This is a genomic window from Flavihumibacter sp. UBA7668 (assembly GCF_002483205.1).
Taxonomy (GTDB): domain Bacteria; phylum Bacteroidota; class Bacteroidia; order Chitinophagales; family Chitinophagaceae; genus Flavihumibacter.
In genome coordinates, this window is the sequence record NZ_DLHM01000005.1 from 824,694 (window position 1) to 844,169 (window position 19,476).

A 19,476-nucleotide genomic window follows, 5' to 3' on the forward strand; every position below is an offset into this window, starting at 1 on the left:
TGTCTGATTGATGGACGTAAAGATATAGAAATTGCTAATTGCCGGCTTGCAGCTCCTCCTGATAAAAGGCCAGGGCGAGATCCATGTACCTATAAGTTTTCCTGCTCCATTCGGTAAGTTTAAATTGAGCCTGATCCGCACTCTTAACAATACCTTCATAACTGCGATGAAAACCCACATTGTATGCCGCCGCATAAAATCGTAATTTCTCTGCAGTAGACGACCATCTCTTACTCTCATATCGTTTATCCATGGCAGTAAGAAAATTTCTCAGATACGCAAACTGTCCGGCTGTGGTTGTCAACGCTGCAATTCTTTTCTCCCGATTCGGTTCGTTCTCCTGCAACTCATCCAGTCGGGATGCAAAACTGGGTTTCATCTGAAAAGGCCCGATCGAGAAATCTGCATAGGCAGGCCCCAACTGAATATACAGGACCTGTAGCGCAATGGTTTCCAACTGATCGCGGAACTGCGAATAGCGTAGCAATTCAGGATAGATGATGGCTTTAGCGAAGGCCGGATCATATCCCGCTTTGCGTAAAGCATCCCATCCCTGTCCTTCCTGCTGCATCCACTGCCTGGCTTTTGCAGCAGCTTCCCGGAATTCCGGATCTGTATGGCGCTGAGCTAACAACGCAAACGGCAGAAACAGTAGTATGAGCAGGCATCTTACCATGCAACACTGCTTAGCACTACCTCTTTGGAAGCATTCACCTGCAAATAATGCAGTGTGCTTGAACCACCTTTTGTTTCAACTGTCGGAACAAAAGCACGTTCAATCAGTTTGCCATCCGAAAAATTGATGCCTTTGTAATTGATTTCGGCGTACTTGCTGGCATCCGCATTAAAGATGTAGGAGGCGCTGGAATTGAGGCGCTTCAGGGTGTAAAGTGATTTCCCGTCGCGGTACACTTTCTGAGCATCAGTCTGCTGATCAGGATCCATTATTATTACCGAGCTGCCATTGAGGTCGTATGCCTGGGCATAATTGCCATAGGGACCAACCTTGCTGCCCGCCTCGGTATAATATACCTTTTGCATATTGGCATCCATGGTTTCAAATAAAAAAGCGCCGGTAACCGGATTTACAAGAATCTTACTCATTACCACACCGGGCAGTTGAATTTTTTTGCCTCCGGGCAGATGCACGGTGCTATTCATGCCGCCGGTGTTATCATCAGTTTTCATAGATATAAAAGCCACTCTTTTTTTTACCGGATCTTCTGCCACAGCCGCTGGTATTTCTCCCGGCTCCAGGGTGCCCACCAGTTTGCCACCCAGTTTGATTTGCATTCTGCCATCAGACGTATAGCCCATTTCAGGTTGCCCTTTTGTTTCCTGAAATTGTTGCATGGAACTGGAAGACAATCCTCCTTTAGGCAACAGGTCCTCCGGCAACTTATCCAGCGGACCGGTTCTGCCTTTCTCCGTGTTGATGTAAAACTTTCCCTTGATTTTGGTAACGATGGTATAAGCGGATGCATTACCGCCCACCAGTAAGCGGGATTCATTGTAGACGATGGTTTCTCCTTCCTGCAGGGCGAAGAGTTTTTTTTCTGTCTGGAATTCCGGTGCAAACAGGAAACTCCAGATCAGTAAGAGGATCGGGTTCATTTGGGTGTAATATTAGGGTGATGAAGTACTTTTAATTTACAACAAAAAAGCGACTCATTGAGTCGCTTTTACAAAATTTCGTTGCATGGTATTATCCTAATTCCGGATACAGCACAAACTGCTGCATGAACTCGTTCACCTTTTTCTTTACCGCTTCCAGTTTGGTTTCATCATCGGCATGCATCAATACGGTGTCGATCGCATCTACCACAAATTCCATATCAGATGCTTTCATACCCCGGCTGGTAATAGCGGGAACGCCTACCCGAATTCCGGATGTTACAAAGGCTGATTTATCATCAAAGGGAACCATGTTTTTATTCAGGGTGATATCAGCCTTGCCCAATACCTGCTCGGCTTTTTTACCACTGATATTTTTATTGCGCAGATCAATCAGCATCAGGTGGTTATCGGTTCCGTTGCTGATGATCTGGTACCCGCGATTTACCAATGCAGTTGACATGGCCTGTGCATTTTCAATTACCTGTTTGGCATAAACGGTAAAGGAATCGCTGAGGATTTCACCGAATGCCACCGCTTTTGCTGCAATCACATGCTCCAGCGGTCCGCCTTGTGTACCAGGGAAAACCGCCATATCCAGCAGGTTACTCATCATGCGGATATTTCCTTTTGGATCTTTCAGTCCGAATGGATTTTCAAAATCCGATTTCATCAGAATGATACCGCCTCTTGGTCCGCGTAATGTTTTATGGGTAGTAGACGTAACAATATGACAATGTTCAAAAGGAGAGCTCAGGAGGCCTTTGGCGATGAGTCCCGCCGGGTGCGCCATATCACACAATACAAAAGCACCAATTTCATCGGCCACTTTTCTGATGCGGGCATAATCCCAATCGCGGCTGTAAGCAGAGGCACCACAGATAATCAGTTTGGGTTTTTCTTCACGCGCCACTTTTTCCAGCATGGCATAATCAACCAGACCGGTTTCTTTTTCCACACCGTAGAAAAGGGGCTGGTACAATTTACCACTGAAATTCACACCCGATCCGTGGGTAAGGTGTCCGCCCATGCTGAGATCGAGTCCGAGTATTTTATCACCTGCCTGCAGAATAGCAAGCATCACGGCTGCATTGGCCTGTGCACCACTGTGCGGTTGTACGTTGGCGTATTCGCAGTTGAAAATTTGTTTAAGGCGATCAATAGCCAGCTGTTCCACCTGATCAACGATTTCACAACCACCATAATACCGACGCCCCGGATAGCCTTCCGCGTATTTATTGGTTAATACGCTTCCCATCGCCTGGATTACCTGCAGCGACGTAAAGTTTTCTGAAGCAATCAGCTCAATACCATGCCGCTGCCTTTCCAATTCCTGGTTAATCAGGTCGAATATTACTGTATCTCGGGTCATGAAATCAAAATTTGCCGCAAAAATAAGGGAGAAAGGGGAGAAAGGGGAGAAAAAGGAGACAAAGGAGGAAAAGGAGGAAGGGGAGAAAAGGACCGCTTCCCCCTTTCACCGTTGTCTCCCTTTCCCCGTTGTCTCCTCTTCCTCCTTTTTCCTTATTTTCACGCCCGGTTAAGGCCTGTTACAAAGGGCTTTTCCTGTAAAACAATCGGATGAAAGCGATTATTCCCGTAGCAGGTGCCGGTACCAAGCTGCGCCCTCATACATACACCCAGCCCAAAGCGCTGATTCCCCTGGCTGGGAAAACTATTCTTGGAATCATTGTGGATCAATTGGTGGATGCAGGCGTCCGCGAATTTATTTTCATCGTGGGTTATCTCGGTGATAAAATCCAGGACTTTGTTGAAGAAAAATACCCCGATCTCACCACGCATTTTGTGCAGCAGCATGAACGCATGGGTATCGGTCATGCCATCCTCATCACCCGTGATATTGTGCAGGACGATGAAATCATCGTGGTATTGGGTGATAGTATCTGCGAGTACGATGTGAAAGCAGTGATTCAGTCCGAAACTTCTTTATTGGGCGTGAAGCGCGTGGATGATCCACGTGATTTTGGTGTGGCTGAAATAAATGAAGACGGACAAATAACCAAAGTGGTGGAGAAGCCGCAGATTCCCAAATCCAATATGGCACTGGTGGGGATTTATCGAATCAGAGAAACACATTTTCTATTCGACTGTCTTGATAACAATATTAAAAACAATATCACTTCCTACGGTGAATTCAACCTCACCGATGCACTGGAATGTATGATCAGCAGTGGTGCTGTCATTCGCGCCTATAAAGTGCAGAACTGGTTCGATTGCGGCAAAAAAGAAACCCTGCTCGCCAGCAACGCAACGCTGCTCAAGAAAATGGGACAAAGCATTGCTGCTGATAAACCATTTGAGAATACGATTATTATTCCTCCGGTCAGTATTGCGGCGGGTTGTGATATTTCCAATAGCATCATCGGACCAAATGTAGCCATCGGAGAATGTGTAACCATTACCGATTCCATCATCAAGGATTCTATTATCGGTGCCTTCTCTGATCTGAAAGATATTGTGCTTACCCAATCACTGATTGGTTCTGATACTGAAGTAAGAGGAGAGAGTCGCAGTCTTAATATTGGAGACAACACAGAGATTGATCTCGGGAAGAGGTAATATATTCAAATGGAACAGCCGCAACAATTTTCTAACAACCGCATTACCGCTTTGTTTGGGATTCAATATCCCATCATTCAGGCAGGCATGATCTGGGCAAGCGGATGGCGGTTAGCCAGCGCTGTTAGTAATGCCGGCGGATTGGGATTACTGGGTGCCGGCAGTATGTACCCGGATGTGTTACGCGAGCATATTCAGAAAACAAAAGCAGCCACCACAAAACCTTTTGGTGTAAATATTCCCTTACTCTATCCCAATATTGATCAGCTCATTGATTTGATTATTGAAGAAGACGTGAAAATCGTTTTTACTTCGGCCGGTAATCCCGCTACCTGGACACCCAAACTCAAAGCACAGGGTATTACCGTAGTGCATGTGGTCAGCAGCAGCAAATTTGCAAAGAAAGCTGCACTGGCGGGATGTGATGCCGTGGTAGCAGAAGGCTTTGAAGCAGGCGGACATAATGGGCGCGAAGAAACCACCAGCTTTGTATTGATTCCTGCTGTGCGGAATGCCGTTCAAATTCCGGTGATTGCAGCAGGTGGAATTGCAACCGGACAACAAATGCTGGCGGCCATCGTTCTTGGTGCAGATGCTGTGCAGGTGGGAACCCGTTTTGTTGCCAGTGAAGAAGCCAGTAGTCATCCCGCTTTTAAGCAGGCCTTAATTAGCAGCCAGGAAGGCGATACCCAACTCAGCCTCAAAAAACTGGTGCCGGTTCGGCTCCTGAAAAACGCTTTTTTCCAACAGGTGCAGGAGGCAGAAGCCAGAGGCGCTTCCGAAGCTGAATTGAAGGAATTACTCGGTAGGGCGCGTGCTAAAAAGGGGATGTTTGAGGGCGATTTGGATGCCGGTGAATTGGAAATTGGTCAGGTGAGTGCACTCGTAAAAGAAATTTTACCAGCAAACGAAATTATTCGTAATTTAATTAAAGAATTCCGGACGGCTGTGGATACCAGGTACGATTAAAACTGCTTTTATGAAAAATTTCCGTTCTTTCATTCTGCTAACAGGAACCATCCTGAGTACGCAGTTGGCATTGGCCAATAATGGCACAAGTCCTAAGCCAAACAGTGAGCTCCCCAAGGAAGAAGGTACCGTTCATGGGTATGTAGTGGATGCCAATACACGAAAGCCGGTTTGCGGAGTGGTGGTGTCTGCTTCCAATCAAAAAAAATCATTTAAGAAAGAAGTAGCTACCGATGCCTCCGGCTATTTTAAGCTGGAAGAAATGCCCGCCGGCGATGTGCTGATTTATTTTGATAAGAAAGGTTATCAGATGCTGAAAAAATCTCCCCTTACCTTAAAAAATAAATCTGTGATGAAACTTTCTGTTGACCTCACAGAAGAAGAAAGAGATACCGTGTATGAGCACCCGGTCTTGCGTTTAATTGATGGAATATTTTAAGCAATCAACTTATATAATTGAAAGAGCCTGGTAATTTACCAGGCTCTCTTTTTTTCACAGATGATAAGGTGGTGCAGATCAGTCGAACTTATCCTGATCTGATTCGATTTCAAAATGGTTGTTCCTGTTTTCGATCACCATTTTTTTCTTCTTAAAATAGGATTGGTATTTTTTGTAAACAGATTCCGGTTGTTTCACGCCATCAATGGTGAGGCTTGTTTCATCGTATTCAATTTTGTAATTGGATGCGTCTTTTATCAGTCCCTCGGTTTTCATTTTTGAAATCATTTCTTTATAACCGGTGAACTCCTTCCGAACATTCGCAATTTCAGTTTTCGCTTTTTTCAGTTCGATCTCTATATTGGGAAGTGATTTTTCTATTTCCAGTTTAATTTCCTTACGTTGACTCTCCATCTCCGCCTTGATTTTTTGCTGATCGATTTTGAGTTCCTGCATGGCTTTTTCCAGGGCCTTCAAATGAACCGCCATTTCCTCCTTGCTGAAAACATTTTCTTTCAATTGTTCAGCCAGCTCAAGTTTGGATTCTTCCAATGATTTCATGGCTTTTGCCAGTTCCCGTTCAATTTCGCCTGAATTGATTTTTGCCAAAGCCGATTGCATGCTTTTCTCTACTTCCAGCCAGTTTTTACTGCTCAGTTCTTCGGTCAGTTTTTTCTCCGCCTTATCCAGCGAACGCAAATGATCCTCCAGTGATTTCGGAACGGTATCAGTCAAACTGCCTTTTGTGGTGTAGCATTCGGCAAGGATTTCCTCCGTTGGTTCATCGCTGATTAATCCGCCCATTATTCCGCCGCTGTGGAAAAAAGGGAACGCATAACCTGAGCTAAATGATACGAGACATACACCCGCTAACAATACCCGTTTAAATTGATTCATAGTATTTGGTTTGTGAATTACGAATTGGTTCGTATAAATGTACGATTAGTTTCGTAATAACGCAATGGTAACGCATCATTTAGAAAAAATTAACACAGAAGAATAAGTGAAGGAGGTGAATAAGGTGAATAAGTGAAGGAGTGAAGGAGGTGAATAAGTGAAGGGTGAATAAAAAAAGGACCAGTGGTTGCCCCTGGTCCTTTGATAATGCTAATTTTCAGTTAGGTGCTCCGATACTCAGAGGCCCCACTTTTAACTTTCTACTTTTTACATTTTACTTTCTTTACGCCCTCGCCCACTTCAGCAGCTCCTTCCAAGTCACCTTCTTTCCATACATCAAAATCCCCGTGCGGTAGATCTTCGCAGCCAGCCAGGTAGTGCCGAGGAAACCGCCAATGAGCAGCGCAATGGAGAGAATCAGCTGCCAGGCCGGAACACCATAGGGAATCCGGGCCATCATCACAATTGGAGAAGTGAGGGGGAAAAGGCTGCCAAAAATCGCCAGTCCGCCATCCGGATTATTAATCGCCTGGGTCATGATAACAAAAGCGAAAATGATGGGCATGGTGATCGGCAACATCAATTGCTGTGCATCCTGCGGATCTTCATTCACCGCACTGCCTACTGCTGCAAACAGAGAAGAATACAGGAGATAACCTCCGAGGAAATAAACGATGAAGAGGAAAATAATCATCGCCATATTTACTGATTGCATATTGTTGAGAATGGTGGATACCATCGATGCTTTTCCGCCACCGGCCGCAGCCATCGCACCTGCTGTTCCTGCCTGATCCAGCATCTCGGGGAAAATAACTGGTAACAACAATTGCAGCGACATCATCAGCACTCCCCAAATCAGGAACTGTACCAAACCAACTGCACCAATACCAACGATCTTACCAATCATCAGTTGATACGGTTTCACGCTGCTCACCATTACTTCTGCAATGCGGTTGGTTTTTTCTTCCATCACACCGCGCATTACCATAGAGCCATAAATAAACAATACAATGTAAATCAGAAAGCCACAAATGAATCCAAGTGCGGTAGCAAATCCGGCATTGCCCGCCTTGCCATCGGATTTTTCAATCTTCAGATCAATAGATGTTTTATTGCTATCTACCTGCGATAAGGTTACTCCCGGTGCCAGCATTTGCTGCAGACTGTTTTTCTCCAGTGCTTTATTGATGCTGCGTTCTATCTTGCCCTGTGTCATGAGTCCCACATTGGATCTGCTGTGGTATTGCAAACTATCGCGCTTACCCAAACTATCGGGCATAATAATATAACCGGAATATTTTTTGTCTTTCAGGTCCTGTTCCAGTGATGCCTTATCTGCCTGCTTCAGAAAACTGAATTCCAGGGAAGGATCCGATTGGAGTTTTCCTTCCAACTGGCCCTTACTATCAACAATGGCTACCCGAATATTGTCTTCGCCTTTTACGCTGAAATAAATAATCAGTCCGTATAAACCGAAAATCAAAATCGGTAACAGAATGGTAGAAAGTAAAAATGTTTTTTTCTTAACCCGCGATAAAAATTCGCGTTGTATGATTATAAATGTCTTGTTCATGTGTTTGGTTTAGGAGTTAGGTGGTTGCTTGCTGAAAGGCACGGGTGGTAGCCTGGGTTCCTTCAACCAGGCGAATGAAAATATCATTCAGTGAAGGCAGTATTTCCGTGAAGCCATAAATCGGCACCTGCTGACGAATCAGTTCTTCCAATACGGTATTGGTGCTGGAACCATCGGTGATTTGAATTACATATTCAGCGCCATCAGCAGATACAGAACTGAAATGTGCCGAATGCGGCAACACAGCGCCGGGCTCGGACTGAATCCGGAACTGATGTTTCTTAAACTCCTGCTTCACACCACTCACGGTACCATCCAGTATTTTCTTACCCTTGTTTACCAGAATAATCTGATCACAAATTTCTTCCACCTGCTCCATCCGGTGGGTAGAGAATATAACGGTGCAACCTCTTTTCGCCAGTTGATAAATTTCTTCTTTGATCAGGTTGGCATTCACCGGATCCAATCCGCTGAAGGGTTCATCCAGAATAATCAGTTTGGGTTCATGCAAAACCGTGGTAACGAATTGCAGTTTTTGTCCCATCCCCTTACTGAGGTCTTCCACTTTTTTGTTCCACCAGCTCTGCATTTCAAATTTCTCGAACCAGATTTTCACTTTCTCCAGTGCGTCTGCTTTGGATAATCCTTTTAACTGAGCCAGGTAAACGGCCTGCTCGCCAATTTTCATTTTCTTATACAGGCCACGTTCTTCGGGCATATAACCGATGCGCAGAATATCTTCTTCGGCTTTAAACGGACGGCCATCAAAAATGATCTGTCCGGCATCCGGATAGAAAATTCCCGTGATCATGCGAAGCAGGGTAGTTTTTCCTGCGCCATTCGGTCCCAGTAAGCCAAAAATAGTTCCGGGTTCAATAGAGAAACTGATATCATCCACGGCCCGGTGGGCGCCATAATGTTTTTTCAGGTTGCGTACATCCAATAAAGGCATATAGGTGTTGTTGGTTTGAATTCTCAATGGTGTATATATATTGGATGCAGGAAAAGCAGAATTATTACAGCAATTCGCAAATAAATTTTCAGGCATTGACGATTGCGGCAATACAACGTGCAATCCGTTCCCCGTCCATAGCGGCACTCACAATTCCACCTGCATAACCGGCACCTTCTCCAGCAGGGTATAAATTTCCGATCTGCGGGTGGTTTAGCAACTCCGGGTCTCTGGGTATTCTCACGGGCGATGAGGTTCTGGATTCGGTGGCTACCACCACGGCATCACGGGTATAATAACCCCGCATTTTTTGTCCGAATGCTTTGAAGCCCTCTGCCAGACTCTTAAAAACAAAATCAGGCAGCACTTCCCATAAAGGGGCTGGCAGCACACCCGGCAAATACGAACAATCGGGCAAATCAGCCGAAATGCGTTTACTAACGAAATCGGTCATGCGAAGTGCCGGTGCCACCAGCCTGCCTCCGCCCGCCGTAAAAGCACGTTGTTCCACCCCGCGTTGAAATTCCATCGCAGCCAGGGGCGATCCCTTCGAATGCCAGTCTTTTTCTTCCACACTCACCACCATGCCCGAATTGGCATAGGGATTATTTCGTTTGGAGGGACTCCATCCATTTACCACAATTTCTCCCGGTGCAGTGGATGCCGGCGCAATAATGCCACCCGGACACATACAAAAAGAAAACACACCCCGGTTGCCCACCTGTTGTACCAGGCTGTAGGAGGCAGGGGGTAAAAATTCTCCCCTAACCGGACAATGATATTGTATACTATCAATCAGTGTCTGTGGATGTTCGATGCGCACGCCCAGGGCAAAGGGTTTGGCTTCAATCAGGATCTGCTGTTGGTGCAGCAGTTCAAAAATATCACGGGCAGAGTGACCGGTAGCCAGTATCACAGCCGCGCCTTCAAATCGGTTGCCCGATGCAGTTAGCACTGCTTTGATGCGATCCTTTTCCAGCACCAGCCCCGTCATTTTTTCTTCAAAGAGAAATTGTCCGCCGCTTTGCAGAATCTGTTCCCGCATGGCCACCATAATATGCGGCAGTTTGTTGGTACCGATATGCGGATGCGCTTCGTAGAGAATACGTTCATCGGCGCCGAACTGCACAAAGAGTTGCAGAATGCGATCGATATTGCCTCTTTTATTGGAGCGGGTATATAATTTGCCATCGCTGTAGGTACCGGCACCACCTTCACCAAAGCAATAATTGCTTTCGGGGTTTACAATGCCTTCCTTGTTCATGGCGGCCAGATCACGACGGCGGGCCCGCACATCCTTGCCTCTTTCCAGCAAAACCGGACGAATGCCGAGCTCAATCAACTGCAATGCAGCAAAAATGCCACAGGGTCCCGCACCTACTATAATTACCTGATGTTCTGCATTTCGCACATCGGGGAAATTAAACCGCTGCAGCCCTCTTTCAACGAAAGGCTCACTGATAAAGGCTTTGAGTGTTAAGTTGACACGTATTTGGCGCCCGCGGGCATCGATGGATTTCTTCAGAATATGAAAACCTGTTATAGCAGACAGAGGATTGGCACTGGCCGAAGCCAGGTAGTCGAGTAAGGCACTGGGGTTATTGGCCTCTTCGGGGCTCACCTGAATTGTGTAGTTCTGCTGCATGGTTAGGTAGTTTTCCTAAAACAGCACAAAATTAGGTGCTCTAAATTTAACCGGCGCGTAAAAACACTTCATTTATATTTGCACCCCTTTATTGGGGTACAAGCACTTCAATAAAGTTGTATCTTAAGTCATCGCTTTATGTCCATGTTTTCGTCTGCGTCCATACGAATAATAGGTCTGTTGACCATCTGTACCGCAATTGCCTGTACAGGCTCTTATAGTCCGGCTACCGTACAATACGATAAAGTCCGCATTACCACTGAATCTCCAAAAGACAAAAACCTGGAACAACTGCTGAAACCCTATTCAGACAGTGTGAACCACAGTATGAATATTGTAGTTGGCGAACTGGAGCGGGAGCTTGAGAAAAAATTACCTGAAGGAACCCTCAATAATCTGCTGGCCGATGCCATGCAGGTGGAAGCTTCCAAAGCATTTGGTGTACCGGTGGATGCCGCTTTTGTAAACTATGGAGGAGTGAGAACATCGCAATTACCAGCGGGACCCATCACTATTGGAAAAGTATATGAAATAATGCCCTTTGATAATCTGCTGATCATCCAGGAATTAAAAGGAAGCGTGTTGCAGCAATTATTGAATCGTATAGCAGAAAGAGGGGGATGGCCGAGTGCCGGTGTGCAATTCACTATAAAAGATAAAAAAGCCGTGGATGTGCTGGTAGGCGGAAAACCATTGGATCCATCCGCCAACTATATAGTGGCCAATTCTGATTATATAGCCAATGGAGGGGATGATTGCGACATGCTAACTCCCATTCCGCAACAAAATAAGGGTGTATTGGTGCGGGATGCCTTCCTGCATTATTTTCAATCTATCACGGCAGCGGGAAAAAAAATTAATGCGCAAATCGAAAACAGAGTACGGTATGCTCAATAGAAGAAAATTTTTACAATCGGCCTCACTGGCAACAGGCGCGCTGCTAACACAGCGGGTAATAGGGCAGGAATGGATGGAAGATAATCCGGTAAATCAACTCACCATCCTGCATACCAACGATGTACACAGCCGGCTCGATCCCTTTCCGATGGATGGAAGCCGCAACCAGGGATTGGGTGGTGTGGCAGCAAGAGCAGAAATCATTAAATCCATTCGTGCAACAACGGAACATGTTTTGCTGGTAGATGCAGGAGATATCTTTCAGGGCACGCCCTATTTTAATTTTTACAAGGGAGAACCGGAGATGAAAGCGATGGCAGCCATGGGATATGAAGCCGTTACCATGGGAAACCATGATTTTGATGCGGGACTGGAAAATTTCGCAACACAACTGCAACTGGTGAATTTTCCGGTAGTGATAGCTAACTATGATTTTACGAATACGGTGATGGAAGGAAAAGCAAGGCCTTATCATATAATTAAGAAAGGCAAATTAAAAATCGGACTAACAGGTGTTGGTATAGAGTTGAAGGGACTGGTGCCTGACAACCTGGCTGGAAATACAAAATATTTAGATCCGGTAGTGGAGGCCAGCAGGCAGGCAGAATTCCTGAAACGCAAAGCGGGCTGCGATCTGGTGGTATGTTTATCGCATCTGGGCTATAAGTACCGGGAAGCCAATAAAGTCAGTGATGAAATTTTGGCACGGGAATCGGAGCATATAGATGTTATAATAGGTGGACATACACATACGTTTTTAGATGCACCTGTTGTGTATAAAAATAAATTTGGTTCGGATGTAATAGTTAATCAGGTGGGGTGGGCAGGAATCCTTCTAGGCCGCATGGACTTTGGGTTTCAGCGAAATAAGAAGAAAAATTTGGAGGCATCTCGCAGTGTTATTATTGGGAAAAAAACAAGTGAGTAAAAAATTTTTTTTTCAACGAAAAAATTTGATATTCGTCCCCCTGCGTTAATTTTTTATCAACGTACTACTAACAAAAAAACTTCACGTTCACAAATGACCAAAACCTTAGATACAGTCTGGAATAGTTGTCTGGAGATCATCAAGGATATCGTGGAGTGGCAGCATTTCAAAACCTGGTTCGAACCAATCAAACCCGTTGAACTCAAGCAAACCGTACTCGTGATTCAGGTGCCCAGTCAATTTTTTTATGAGTATCTTGAAGAGCATTACGTAAACCTGTTGGCAAAAACATTGCGCAGGGTATTGGGAAAAGACGCACAGTTGGAATATCGTATCATGGTAGACAGTGGAAATCATAAGAACAAGCCATTAACGATGGATGTACCTGCACACGGGTACAAGACTTATTCCAATAATGAAATGGATTTTCCACTGGTCATCAACAATCCGGTTAAGAATCCCTTTGTGATTCCGGGTTTGAAGAAAATGCAGATCGATCCACAGCTCAATCCTATTTATACATTTGATGCCTATGTAGAGGGCGACAGCAACCGGGTGGCACGCCGTGCGGGTAAAACCGTGGCAGAGAAACCGGGTGCCAACTCTTTTAATCCACTCGTTATATATGGCGGTGTGGGTTTGGGTAAAACGCATCTGGCCCAGGCCATTGGTAATGAGGTAAAGCGCCTGAATCAGAACAAAGTGGTCTTGTATGTGAGTTCAGAGAAATTCATCAACCAGTTTGTAGATCATAGCCGGAACAATGCCATCAATGATTTTATTCATTTTTATCAGTTGATAGATGTATTGATCATAGATGATGTACAGTTCTTTAACCGGGCAGAGAAATCGCAGGATGCGTTTTTTGCCATCTTCAATCATTTGCACCAGAGTGGCAAGCAGTTGATTCTGACTTCTGACAAGGCGCCGAAAGACCTGGAAGGGGTACAGGAGCGATTGCTGAGCCGGTTCCGCTGGGGCCTGAGTGCTGACCTGCAGGTGCCTGATTATGAAACCCGGATAGAGATATTGGAGCGGAAGATGAAGAATGACGGGCTGGATATGCCGCGGGAGGTAGTTAAGTACCTGGCTTATAATATCAACAGCAATGTGCGGGAGCTGGAGGGGGCCTTGATTTCACTTTTGGCACAGTCTTCGCTTAACCGTAGGGAAATTGACCTCGATTTGGCCAAGAAAGTACTCCGTAACTTTGTGAAGACCTCTTCCAAGGAAATAACCATTGAAGCCATTCAGAAGATGGTATGTGATTATTTCGATGTTCCCTACGATAAATTATTGCAGAAGACCCGGAAGCGGGAGATTGTGCAGGCGCGTCAGATAACGATGTACCTGGCCAAGTCCTTTACCAAAAACTCTTTAAAAACCATTGGCGAGCATTTTGGGGGTCGGGATCATACCACGGTAATTCACAGTTGCCAAACGGTGAAGGATCTGATGGATACGGATACCATATTCCGGGAGAATGTGATGGAATTGCAGCAGAAAGTGCAGTTGGCCGCCTTATAAGGGGGTAGGTTTTCCTCTGGAAAAAACAATTGAAATTTTTGGGTGGGAACCCTGTAAATACTTATTTTTGCGCTCCCTGAATGAGATTCGGGGATCGGTAGGTGAGGTGCCTGAGTGGCCGAAAGGGCCGGTTTGCTAAACCGTTGTACGGGCTTAAACCTGTACCGAGGGTTCGAATCCCTCCCTCACCGCAAGGAACGCAGTCTATAACAGGCTGCGTTTTTTTGTGCCGGGTGGGCAATTCTTCATTGCGCGGGATTATCATTACTTCATCCAAGCTTCATCCTAACTTCATCGTAGCTTCCTGGAGTTGATCCAAATTGTCTTGTGTTCCTGTTGGGGGGTATTTTCCCCGTTTTTTCAAGAAGTTCATTTTCTCGTTACTACCAACTATAGATTATGTTTGATCTGCTCTTATGCGATTGGTTTTGGTAGCATCTCGATTACAGTTTTTAAAAGACAAGTCTACAGCTTCAATATCTCTTCTATATTTTTTCGTATAGACAGCTTGAGTCGGAACAAAGGGGTAAAATTGTCCGTTATCTGAATGAAAAAAAGTTGAATATTTAAATAATAACTTCATTGTGCTTTATTATTTGGGGAGTTTTTATATTATGGGTATTCTATATCAAATGCTATTACTATTTTATTTTCTTTTAATTTGAAGATGAGAAAAAATATATGAAATACTAGTATTATAATGACTAAAAATCAAAAACCTGGACATGCCTTTAACAAATTTGCTATGGGAAATTTGAGAGTAGAAAAATCTATCAATAATTCTGGTAAATTAGCTAACAAAGCTTCAATTCCTTTACTTAAGGAAAGAGATTACTATGTTAAGGATTACACGCTTGATGGTGATGCGCCAAAACAATTTATCAAAGCTTATTTTTATGAAAAGAATTCTACTACCCGAAAGTGTAGTCGACGTTCATGGCCGGGCTTTATTGCAAAGACAGCTGAAAAATGGTACCCCCACGAATCCGTAACTGAATTTATGATGAATCGAGTAGGTGAAGAATTGGGATTGCATATGAATGAAATCAGGTTAGTGCGTGCTAATGGGCAAATCCGGTTTTTAAGCCGATATTTTTTAAAAGAGGATGAGAAACTAATACATGGAGCTGAGATTTGTGGTGAACATTTGGGAGATATGATAATGGCTAGGGAAATAGCAATTGATAAAACTTCCGCAAGGGATTTATTCACTTTCGAATTTATACGAGATGCTATCCGCTCAGTATACCCTAATTGCTTTGAAGAATTACTTAAAGAATTAGTTAAAATGATTGTTTTTGACGGACTGACCGGGAATAATGATCGACACTTTTATAATTGGGGAGTAATTGATACGAAAAAAAAGACAACTAAATTACCTACCTTTGCACCCCTTTACGATTCTGCAAGGGGGATGTTATGGAATATGAGTGACTTAAATATTAAGGATAATTTAAATTCTTATTTAAAATACATTCAACTGGAGAATCCCAAATTTGGTAATAAAGTTGTAAATTATATAGAGGAAGCGTCACCACGTATCAGTATTGAAAGTAACAATAAGGCTAATCATTTTGAACTAATCGATTTTATTAGACGTTTTAATGCTGATTATGATGAAATTGTTAGAGACTTGACATCTGAAAAAAATGAATATAAAGTACTAAATATGCTAAGAGGTGAGTTTTATCCTATGTTTACAACCGAAAGACAGGAATTACTATCTATAATTGTTCGAAAACGTTTTCAAAAAATCAGAAACTAGTAAAAGTAGATATGGTATGTTAAAAAAACTGAAATCTTGGTTCAACAAAGAACAAGATGATATTATATTACCATTGCCAAAAGATAAGGATACCCGCTTTTTATTATCAGTTGATAATCTTAAAATTGGCTATCTATGTTCGAGGCATGGTGAGTGGTATTTTGAATACACTGAAGAGTTTCAAAAACACTCAGATTACAATCGAATAATTGGATTTCCAGAATTAAATAAAGTCTATAAAAGTGAAGAATTGTGGCCTTTTTTTCGAATTCGTATTCCTGGCTTAAAGCAGCCAGTTGTTCAAGAAATTTTACAAAAAGAGAAAATTGACAAAAACGATGAAGTGGAATTATTAAAGCGTTTTGGTCATAAGACAATTGCAAATCCTTATGAATTGATCGTTGGATAAATAAATACAACTATACTTAATAATTTTCAAACGTCTTTGCGTTATTTCTTATTCATTACTTGGCTACATTTATTATTTCAATCACGAATATTAATTTTTCTGCATTTCGCGAAAGGCCCCATGATAATCCATTGACCTCTCAATAAGGGTTATTCTGGCGGTATCTTCACGAAGGCAGGGGCTAAATTTGGAAAACCAGGATGCTTTAATATGATGTTTTGCCTGGTCAGTCATTTCTTCCGCTGAATAGTTTTTTAATTTTTCAATGAATTGCTTCCAGTCAAATGCTTCCTTTGAGTTATGTTTATCAATTGATAGATTTTGATAGCTGGCTTTTAATTCAACACCTTCCAGAACAAGTGCCATTTTAGCAATAGCGCGGTTTATTTTATCACCACAATAGGTCCATAGAACGCTGCTTAGCCCTTCTTCTGAATCCTCGATGAGCCATTTACCCGTCTGCCAGTTGATTTCGGAAACACTGTTCCGGAAATGCTGTAGTATCAGTTTGGCAGGTTTGTTTAGATAGTCCAGGTCTTCCTGCGTATGTAAAATCCGGCCAACTTCCTGTGCTACTTCAAAGGGCACATCCGTGCCATGAAAGGTTTCCCATTTGGGTGCTATGCCTGATTTATTATATACTGCTTTAATTCGCTGCATTTCATGATCAATCTCCGTTGCCAGCCATTCTTTTCCTCCTAAAATAAAGACAAAGGGTACTTTTAATGTCTTGGCAAAAGAGGTATCCAGCGTGCCTATAATATTTTTCCCGTTTACCACTTCATACATGGGGGCACTGTCAAATATCGCAAACAGTCGCCGGTAGTTCATTCTAAGAAACTCCGTTTAGGTTTGATCTCCGGTTACCAATAAATCTGCACCTGCTTTTCTCAGATAGTCTTTCTCCAGCATGCTGGCAATTAATTCATCAAATTCTAACCTGGATATGGAGGAGAAGCAATAAGCGTTTTTCAGTATATGCCAGCAGGTATCCGCTTGTATGCCCTGTTTCTGGAGGGTTAAACAGATAACCTGATGTGCCAGTATATGGAACGCTTTTCGGGGAAATAACACATTTTCTGAAATTCCCTTTTTGCCCAAACTAACAGATGCTGTAAGAAGCAGGAGATCTTTTTCATCACTGCATAGTCCCCGAAAATATTGTGGCTTCCCATCCCTTCTGCCTGTTCTGCCCACCCGTTGCAGAAAGGAGCCTGCACTGGCCAATCCCTCAATCTGAATTACTTTATCCAGTTCGCCTATATCAATTCCCAATTCCAGCGTGGAGGTGGATAGTATCGCATTTAAATCATCTTCCCCTTTTTCAATTTTTATTAATTTTTCTGCCTCTTCACGCATGTATTTGCTGACGGAAGAATGGTGGGTCCGTACTTTTAGCGGCACCTTGTTCCCATTCACTTCATTGATCTCATTCATTTTCCCTGCCAATGCCTCCGTAAAGTATCTGGAACGGGAAAACACGATCGATTTATGATTTATCAATTCCTTGTACAAGGCAATATCCATTCCTTTCCCATCATCCGGAAAGAATTGAATCTGAAAATCTTTTTCCTTCTGCCGCTTACTGATTACTTTGATGGCTACTCCGGTTCTGTGCGGTTGTAACCAGCGCATTAATTCTTCCGGATTTCCAATGGTAGCTGTAATGGCAATCCGCTGAACCGCTTGGGTAAGCGGAGATGTCAGTCTCTCCATTAAACTAACCAGGTGCGAGCCTCTTTCTGTTAAAGCAAAATAGTGGGCTTCATCGATTACTATTATTTCCAGGCTTGCAAATACGTCTGTCCAGTTTGCCCTACGCAGCAAGATTGCTTCCAGGGATTCTGGTGTGGTGAGTAAAATGTCGGAAGGGAACAACATCTGCTTGATCTTATCGGTTTGCCTATATTGCCATGTATCTAATGAGAGCCAGGATGTTGGGTGATAAACTCGATAATAAAACCTATCAGGAAATTCTGGATAATGCCAAAGCGCTTAGAGCTAAAGCTGAGAAGGAACAGGCTGAAGCAAAAGTATTAGCTGAGAAAGCAGCCCTGGAGAAAGAGCAACAACGACAATTGTTTGCTAAAGTTTTAACGGTTGCATTATATGATAAAGGATATTATAAAGGAGACTGGGAAGCCTACCTGACGTATGAAGTGGCTTTCGAAAATAAATCGGAGAAGGATATCAGGGCAATTAAAGGTTCAATGCTAATTACAGATTTGTTTGATACTAAAATCAAGGAAATCAATATTGTTGAAGACGATAGAATTCCTGCGGGAAAAATACTTAAGAAGTCATATTCAACCGATTATAACCAGTTTATGGACGAAGACACGCGGTTGCGAAGCAAAGACCTGAAAGACATAAAGGCAATTTGGACACCTGAAAAAATTATATTTTCTGATGGCTCTATATTGGAATAGGAGGAATGCTGAACCAATTAAGCTGATTTTTAGGCTTTTAGATTAAATAGAGCTATTATATTTTGTTTTTTCAAAATAAATCTGCATTTTGTAATATCCTGCCCATTTTGGATTTCTTACTCTAAACCTTAATCGTATGAATAACAAAACTCGAATGGGATTGTATTTATTGTCTCAGAGGGTTATGGCTGTTATAGCTGCCTCTCTGGCATCTTTATCTGGTGCAGAGGCGAAAGAGCCAATTCATTTACCTGATTTATCTGAAGGCCAGTCTACAATAAAGGGAACTTTACCAGTTAAGCCTAAGCTTGTACTAAAAATGGCAGCAGATGGCCATTTTGACCTGATTGCCCAACACCGGTCCCATAGTTCCCACCGTTCCCATTCCTCCCACAGATCGCATTCTTCACATTCTTCGCATTATTCTTCTTCGCCTTCTTTACGTCGTAGCACAACTACGGTAACGCCTTCATCCGGATCCACTTCCTCATCCTCATCCAGTTCTTCGTCTTCCTCTTCTTCTAATAGGCGTACAATTAAATCATCTCCATCACCTGCTCCAAGCCGACGGATTTATCAGTCTACAGATTCGAATATTCTGCCGCTGAGCTCACCATCTACAGGAACAAATGGAGTGGTGTACTTCCAACGAATATTATATAAAGGATGTAAAGGAGATGATGTGCTTAGGTTGCAAAATAAATTATTTGCTCTGGGGTATGATATTATTGTAACTAATTATTTTGGCGATAAAACTGAAATGGCAGTAAAGAAGTTTCAACAAGCCAATGAACTGGAGCCAAATGGAAAGGTTGATAAGCAAACCTGGGATTCAATTTTCACTAAATAAAT

Annotated in this window: 20 protein-coding genes and 1 tRNA gene; 12 read left to right on the forward strand and 9 right to left on the reverse strand. The window is 43.3% G+C overall.

Features of this window, described 5'->3' with window-relative positions; all coding sequences use genetic code 11:
• Positions 1-34 precede the first annotated feature (34 nt).
• From B2746_RS15605 to glyA, 3 genes are all read right to left on the reverse strand, one after another.
• Entirely contained in the window at positions 35-676 is a 642-nt protein-coding gene (locus B2746_RS15605) for a hypothetical protein (RefSeq protein WP_290795747.1), read from the reverse strand.
• Positions 670-1,614 (reverse strand): hypothetical protein, encoded by a 945-nt coding sequence (locus tag B2746_RS15610; protein ID WP_290795749.1) that lies wholly within the window; start codon positions 1,612-1,614, stop codon positions 670-672. Before B2746_RS15610 ends, B2746_RS15605 begins: the two co-directional genes overlap by 7 nt.
• Before the next feature lie 91 nt (positions 1,615-1,705).
• Positions 1,706-2,986, reverse strand: a complete 1,281-nt coding sequence (glyA, locus tag B2746_RS15615; protein WP_290795751.1) for a serine hydroxymethyltransferase — start codon at positions 2,984-2,986, stop codon at positions 1,706-1,708.
• Here glyA and B2746_RS15620 point away from each other — a divergent pair.
• From B2746_RS15620 to B2746_RS15635, 4 genes are read left to right on the forward strand one after another with little or no spacing between them, the layout of a single operon-like run.
• Positions 2,985-3,158 carry a hypothetical protein gene (locus tag B2746_RS15620; protein WP_290795753.1) on the forward strand — a complete coding sequence of 58 codons (174 nt, stop codon included), beginning with the start codon at positions 2,985-2,987 and terminating at the stop codon, positions 3,156-3,158. The two genes, glyA and B2746_RS15620, sit on opposite strands and share 2 nt — an antisense overlap.
• Positions 3,159-3,195: 37 nt before the next feature.
• Positions 3,196-4,194, forward strand: a complete 999-nt coding sequence (locus tag B2746_RS15625) for a sugar phosphate nucleotidyltransferase (protein ID WP_290795755.1) — start codon at positions 3,196-3,198, stop codon at positions 4,192-4,194.
• Between the two features lie 9 nt (positions 4,195-4,203).
• Positions 4,204-5,163, forward strand: a complete 960-nt coding sequence (locus B2746_RS15630; protein WP_290795757.1) for an NAD(P)H-dependent flavin oxidoreductase — start codon at positions 4,204-4,206, stop codon at positions 5,161-5,163.
• Positions 5,164-5,173: 10 nt separating this feature from the next.
• The gene (locus B2746_RS15635) at positions 5,174-5,602 is read left to right on the forward strand and encodes a carboxypeptidase-like regulatory domain-containing protein (RefSeq protein ID WP_290795760.1); all 429 of its coding nucleotides are present in this window, start codon (positions 5,174-5,176) and stop codon (positions 5,600-5,602) included.
• A gap of 78 nt (positions 5,603-5,680) precedes the next feature.
• Here B2746_RS15635 and B2746_RS15640 read toward each other — a convergent pair whose 3' ends face one another.
• The 4 genes from B2746_RS15640 to B2746_RS15655 all read right to left on the reverse strand — a co-directional run bounded on the left by B2746_RS15640 (position 5,681) and on the right by B2746_RS15655 (position 10,669).
• Positions 5,681-6,499, reverse strand: a complete 819-nt coding sequence (locus B2746_RS15640; RefSeq protein WP_290795762.1) for a hypothetical protein — start codon at positions 6,497-6,499, stop codon at positions 5,681-5,683.
• 283 nt (positions 6,500-6,782) lie between these two features.
• Positions 6,783-8,072: an ABC transporter permease gene (locus B2746_RS15645; RefSeq protein ID WP_290795763.1), complete on the reverse strand. Its 1,290-nt coding sequence runs from the start codon at positions 8,070-8,072 to the stop codon at positions 6,783-6,785.
• Between the two features lie 16 nt (positions 8,073-8,088).
• The gene (locus tag B2746_RS15650) at positions 8,089-9,051 is read right to left on the reverse strand and encodes an ABC transporter ATP-binding protein (RefSeq protein ID WP_290795765.1); all 963 of its coding nucleotides are present in this window, start codon (positions 9,049-9,051) and stop codon (positions 8,089-8,091) included.
• Between the two features lie 61 nt (positions 9,052-9,112).
• Entirely contained in the window at positions 9,113-10,669 is a 1,557-nt protein-coding gene (locus B2746_RS15655; RefSeq protein WP_290795767.1) for an NAD(P)/FAD-dependent oxidoreductase, read from the reverse strand.
• A gap of 138 nt (positions 10,670-10,807) precedes the next feature.
• Between B2746_RS15655 and B2746_RS15660 the strand changes: the two genes are divergently transcribed.
• From B2746_RS15660 to B2746_RS15685, 6 genes are all read left to right on the forward strand, one after another.
• Positions 10,808-11,566 (forward strand): 5'-nucleotidase C-terminal domain-containing protein, encoded by a 759-nt coding sequence (locus tag B2746_RS15660; protein ID WP_290795784.1) that lies wholly within the window; start codon positions 10,808-10,810, stop codon positions 11,564-11,566.
• Positions 11,556-12,494, forward strand: a complete 939-nt coding sequence (locus B2746_RS15665; protein WP_290795786.1) for a bifunctional metallophosphatase/5'-nucleotidase — start codon at positions 11,556-11,558, stop codon at positions 12,492-12,494. The genes B2746_RS15660 and B2746_RS15665 overlap by 11 nt, the downstream gene beginning before the upstream one ends.
• Before the next feature lie 93 nt (positions 12,495-12,587).
• Entirely contained in the window at positions 12,588-14,021 is a 1,434-nt protein-coding gene (gene dnaA / locus B2746_RS15670; RefSeq protein ID WP_290795788.1) for a chromosomal replication initiator protein DnaA, read from the forward strand.
• 100 nt (positions 14,022-14,121) lie between these two features.
• Positions 14,122-14,212, forward strand: a tRNA-Ser gene (locus tag B2746_RS15675).
• Positions 14,213-14,721: 509 nt separating this feature from the next.
• Positions 14,722-15,786 (forward strand): HipA domain-containing protein, encoded by a 1,065-nt coding sequence (locus B2746_RS15680; protein ID WP_290795790.1) that lies wholly within the window; start codon positions 14,722-14,724, stop codon positions 15,784-15,786.
• 16 nt (positions 15,787-15,802) lie between these two features.
• Complete coding sequence (locus tag B2746_RS15685) at positions 15,803-16,195, forward strand: HipA N-terminal domain-containing protein (protein WP_290795792.1); 393 nt, start codon at positions 15,803-15,805, stop codon at positions 16,193-16,195.
• A 90-nt stretch (positions 16,196-16,285) separates the two neighbouring features.
• Here B2746_RS15685 and B2746_RS15690 read toward each other — a convergent pair whose 3' ends face one another.
• A complete protein-coding gene (locus B2746_RS15690) occupies positions 16,286-17,026 on the reverse strand; it encodes a hypothetical protein (RefSeq protein ID WP_290795795.1) in 741 nt (246 codons plus the stop codon).
• Positions 17,027-17,041: 15 nt separating this feature from the next.
• Complete coding sequence (locus tag B2746_RS15695) at positions 17,042-18,085, reverse strand: helicase-related protein (RefSeq protein WP_290796192.1); 1,044 nt, start codon at positions 18,083-18,085, stop codon at positions 17,042-17,044.
• Positions 18,086-18,117: 32 nt separating this feature from the next.
• Between B2746_RS15695 and B2746_RS15700 the strand changes: the two genes are divergently transcribed.
• Together B2746_RS15700 and B2746_RS15705 are read left to right on the forward strand one after the other, a co-directional pair.
• Positions 18,118-18,624 (forward strand): hypothetical protein, encoded by a 507-nt coding sequence (locus tag B2746_RS15700; RefSeq protein ID WP_290795797.1) that lies wholly within the window; start codon positions 18,118-18,120, stop codon positions 18,622-18,624.
• A 136-nt stretch (positions 18,625-18,760) separates the two neighbouring features.
• Positions 18,761-19,474 carry a peptidoglycan-binding domain-containing protein gene (locus tag B2746_RS15705; RefSeq protein WP_290795799.1) on the forward strand — a complete coding sequence of 238 codons (714 nt, stop codon included), beginning with the start codon at positions 18,761-18,763 and terminating at the stop codon, positions 19,472-19,474.
• Positions 19,475-19,476 lie beyond the last annotated feature (2 nt).

Bases quoted from the DNA above. Each gene is read 5' to 3' on its own strand.
- B2746_RS15700 (WP_290795797.1), top strand. From the start codon at position 18,118: ATGAGAGCCAGGATGTTGGGTGATAAACTCGATAATAAAACCTATCAG.
- B2746_RS15605 (WP_290795747.1), bottom strand. From the start codon at position 676: ATGGTAAGATGCCTGCTCATACTACTGTTTCTGCCGTTTGCGTTGTTA.
- B2746_RS15630 (WP_290795757.1), top strand. From the start codon at position 4,204: ATGGAACAGCCGCAACAATTTTCTAACAACCGCATTACCGCTTTGTTT.
- B2746_RS15655 (WP_290795767.1), bottom strand. From the start codon at position 10,669: ATGCAGCAGAACTACACAATTCAGGTGAGCCCCGAAGAGGCCAATAAC.
- B2746_RS15665 (WP_290795786.1), top strand. From the start codon at position 11,556: ATGCTCAATAGAAGAAAATTTTTACAATCGGCCTCACTGGCAACAGGC.
- B2746_RS15610 (WP_290795749.1), bottom strand. From the start codon at position 1,614: ATGAACCCGATCCTCTTACTGATCTGGAGTTTCCTGTTTGCACCGGAA.
- B2746_RS15705 (WP_290795799.1), top strand. From the start codon at position 18,761: ATGAATAACAAAACTCGAATGGGATTGTATTTATTGTCTCAGAGGGTT.
- B2746_RS15625 (WP_290795755.1), top strand. From the start codon at position 3,196: ATGAAAGCGATTATTCCCGTAGCAGGTGCCGGTACCAAGCTGCGCCCT.
- glyA (WP_290795751.1), bottom strand. From the start codon at position 2,986: ATGACCCGAGATACAGTAATATTCGACCTGATTAACCAGGAATTGGAA.
- B2746_RS15640 (WP_290795762.1), bottom strand. From the start codon at position 6,499: ATGAATCAATTTAAACGGGTATTGTTAGCGGGTGTATGTCTCGTATCA.
- B2746_RS15660 (WP_290795784.1), top strand. From the start codon at position 10,808: ATGTCCATGTTTTCGTCTGCGTCCATACGAATAATAGGTCTGTTGACC.
- dnaA (WP_290795788.1), top strand. From the start codon at position 12,588: ATGACCAAAACCTTAGATACAGTCTGGAATAGTTGTCTGGAGATCATC.
- B2746_RS15635 (WP_290795760.1), top strand. From the start codon at position 5,174: ATGAAAAATTTCCGTTCTTTCATTCTGCTAACAGGAACCATCCTGAGT.
- B2746_RS15680 (WP_290795790.1), top strand. From the start codon at position 14,722: ATGACTAAAAATCAAAAACCTGGACATGCCTTTAACAAATTTGCTATG.
- B2746_RS15620 (WP_290795753.1), top strand. From the start codon at position 2,985: ATGAAATCAAAATTTGCCGCAAAAATAAGGGAGAAAGGGGAGAAAGGG.
- B2746_RS15685 (WP_290795792.1), top strand. From the start codon at position 15,803: ATGTTAAAAAAACTGAAATCTTGGTTCAACAAAGAACAAGATGATATT.
- B2746_RS15645 (WP_290795763.1), bottom strand. From the start codon at position 8,072: ATGAACAAGACATTTATAATCATACAACGCGAATTTTTATCGCGGGTT.
- B2746_RS15690 (WP_290795795.1), bottom strand. From the start codon at position 17,026: ATGAACTACCGGCGACTGTTTGCGATATTTGACAGTGCCCCCATGTAT.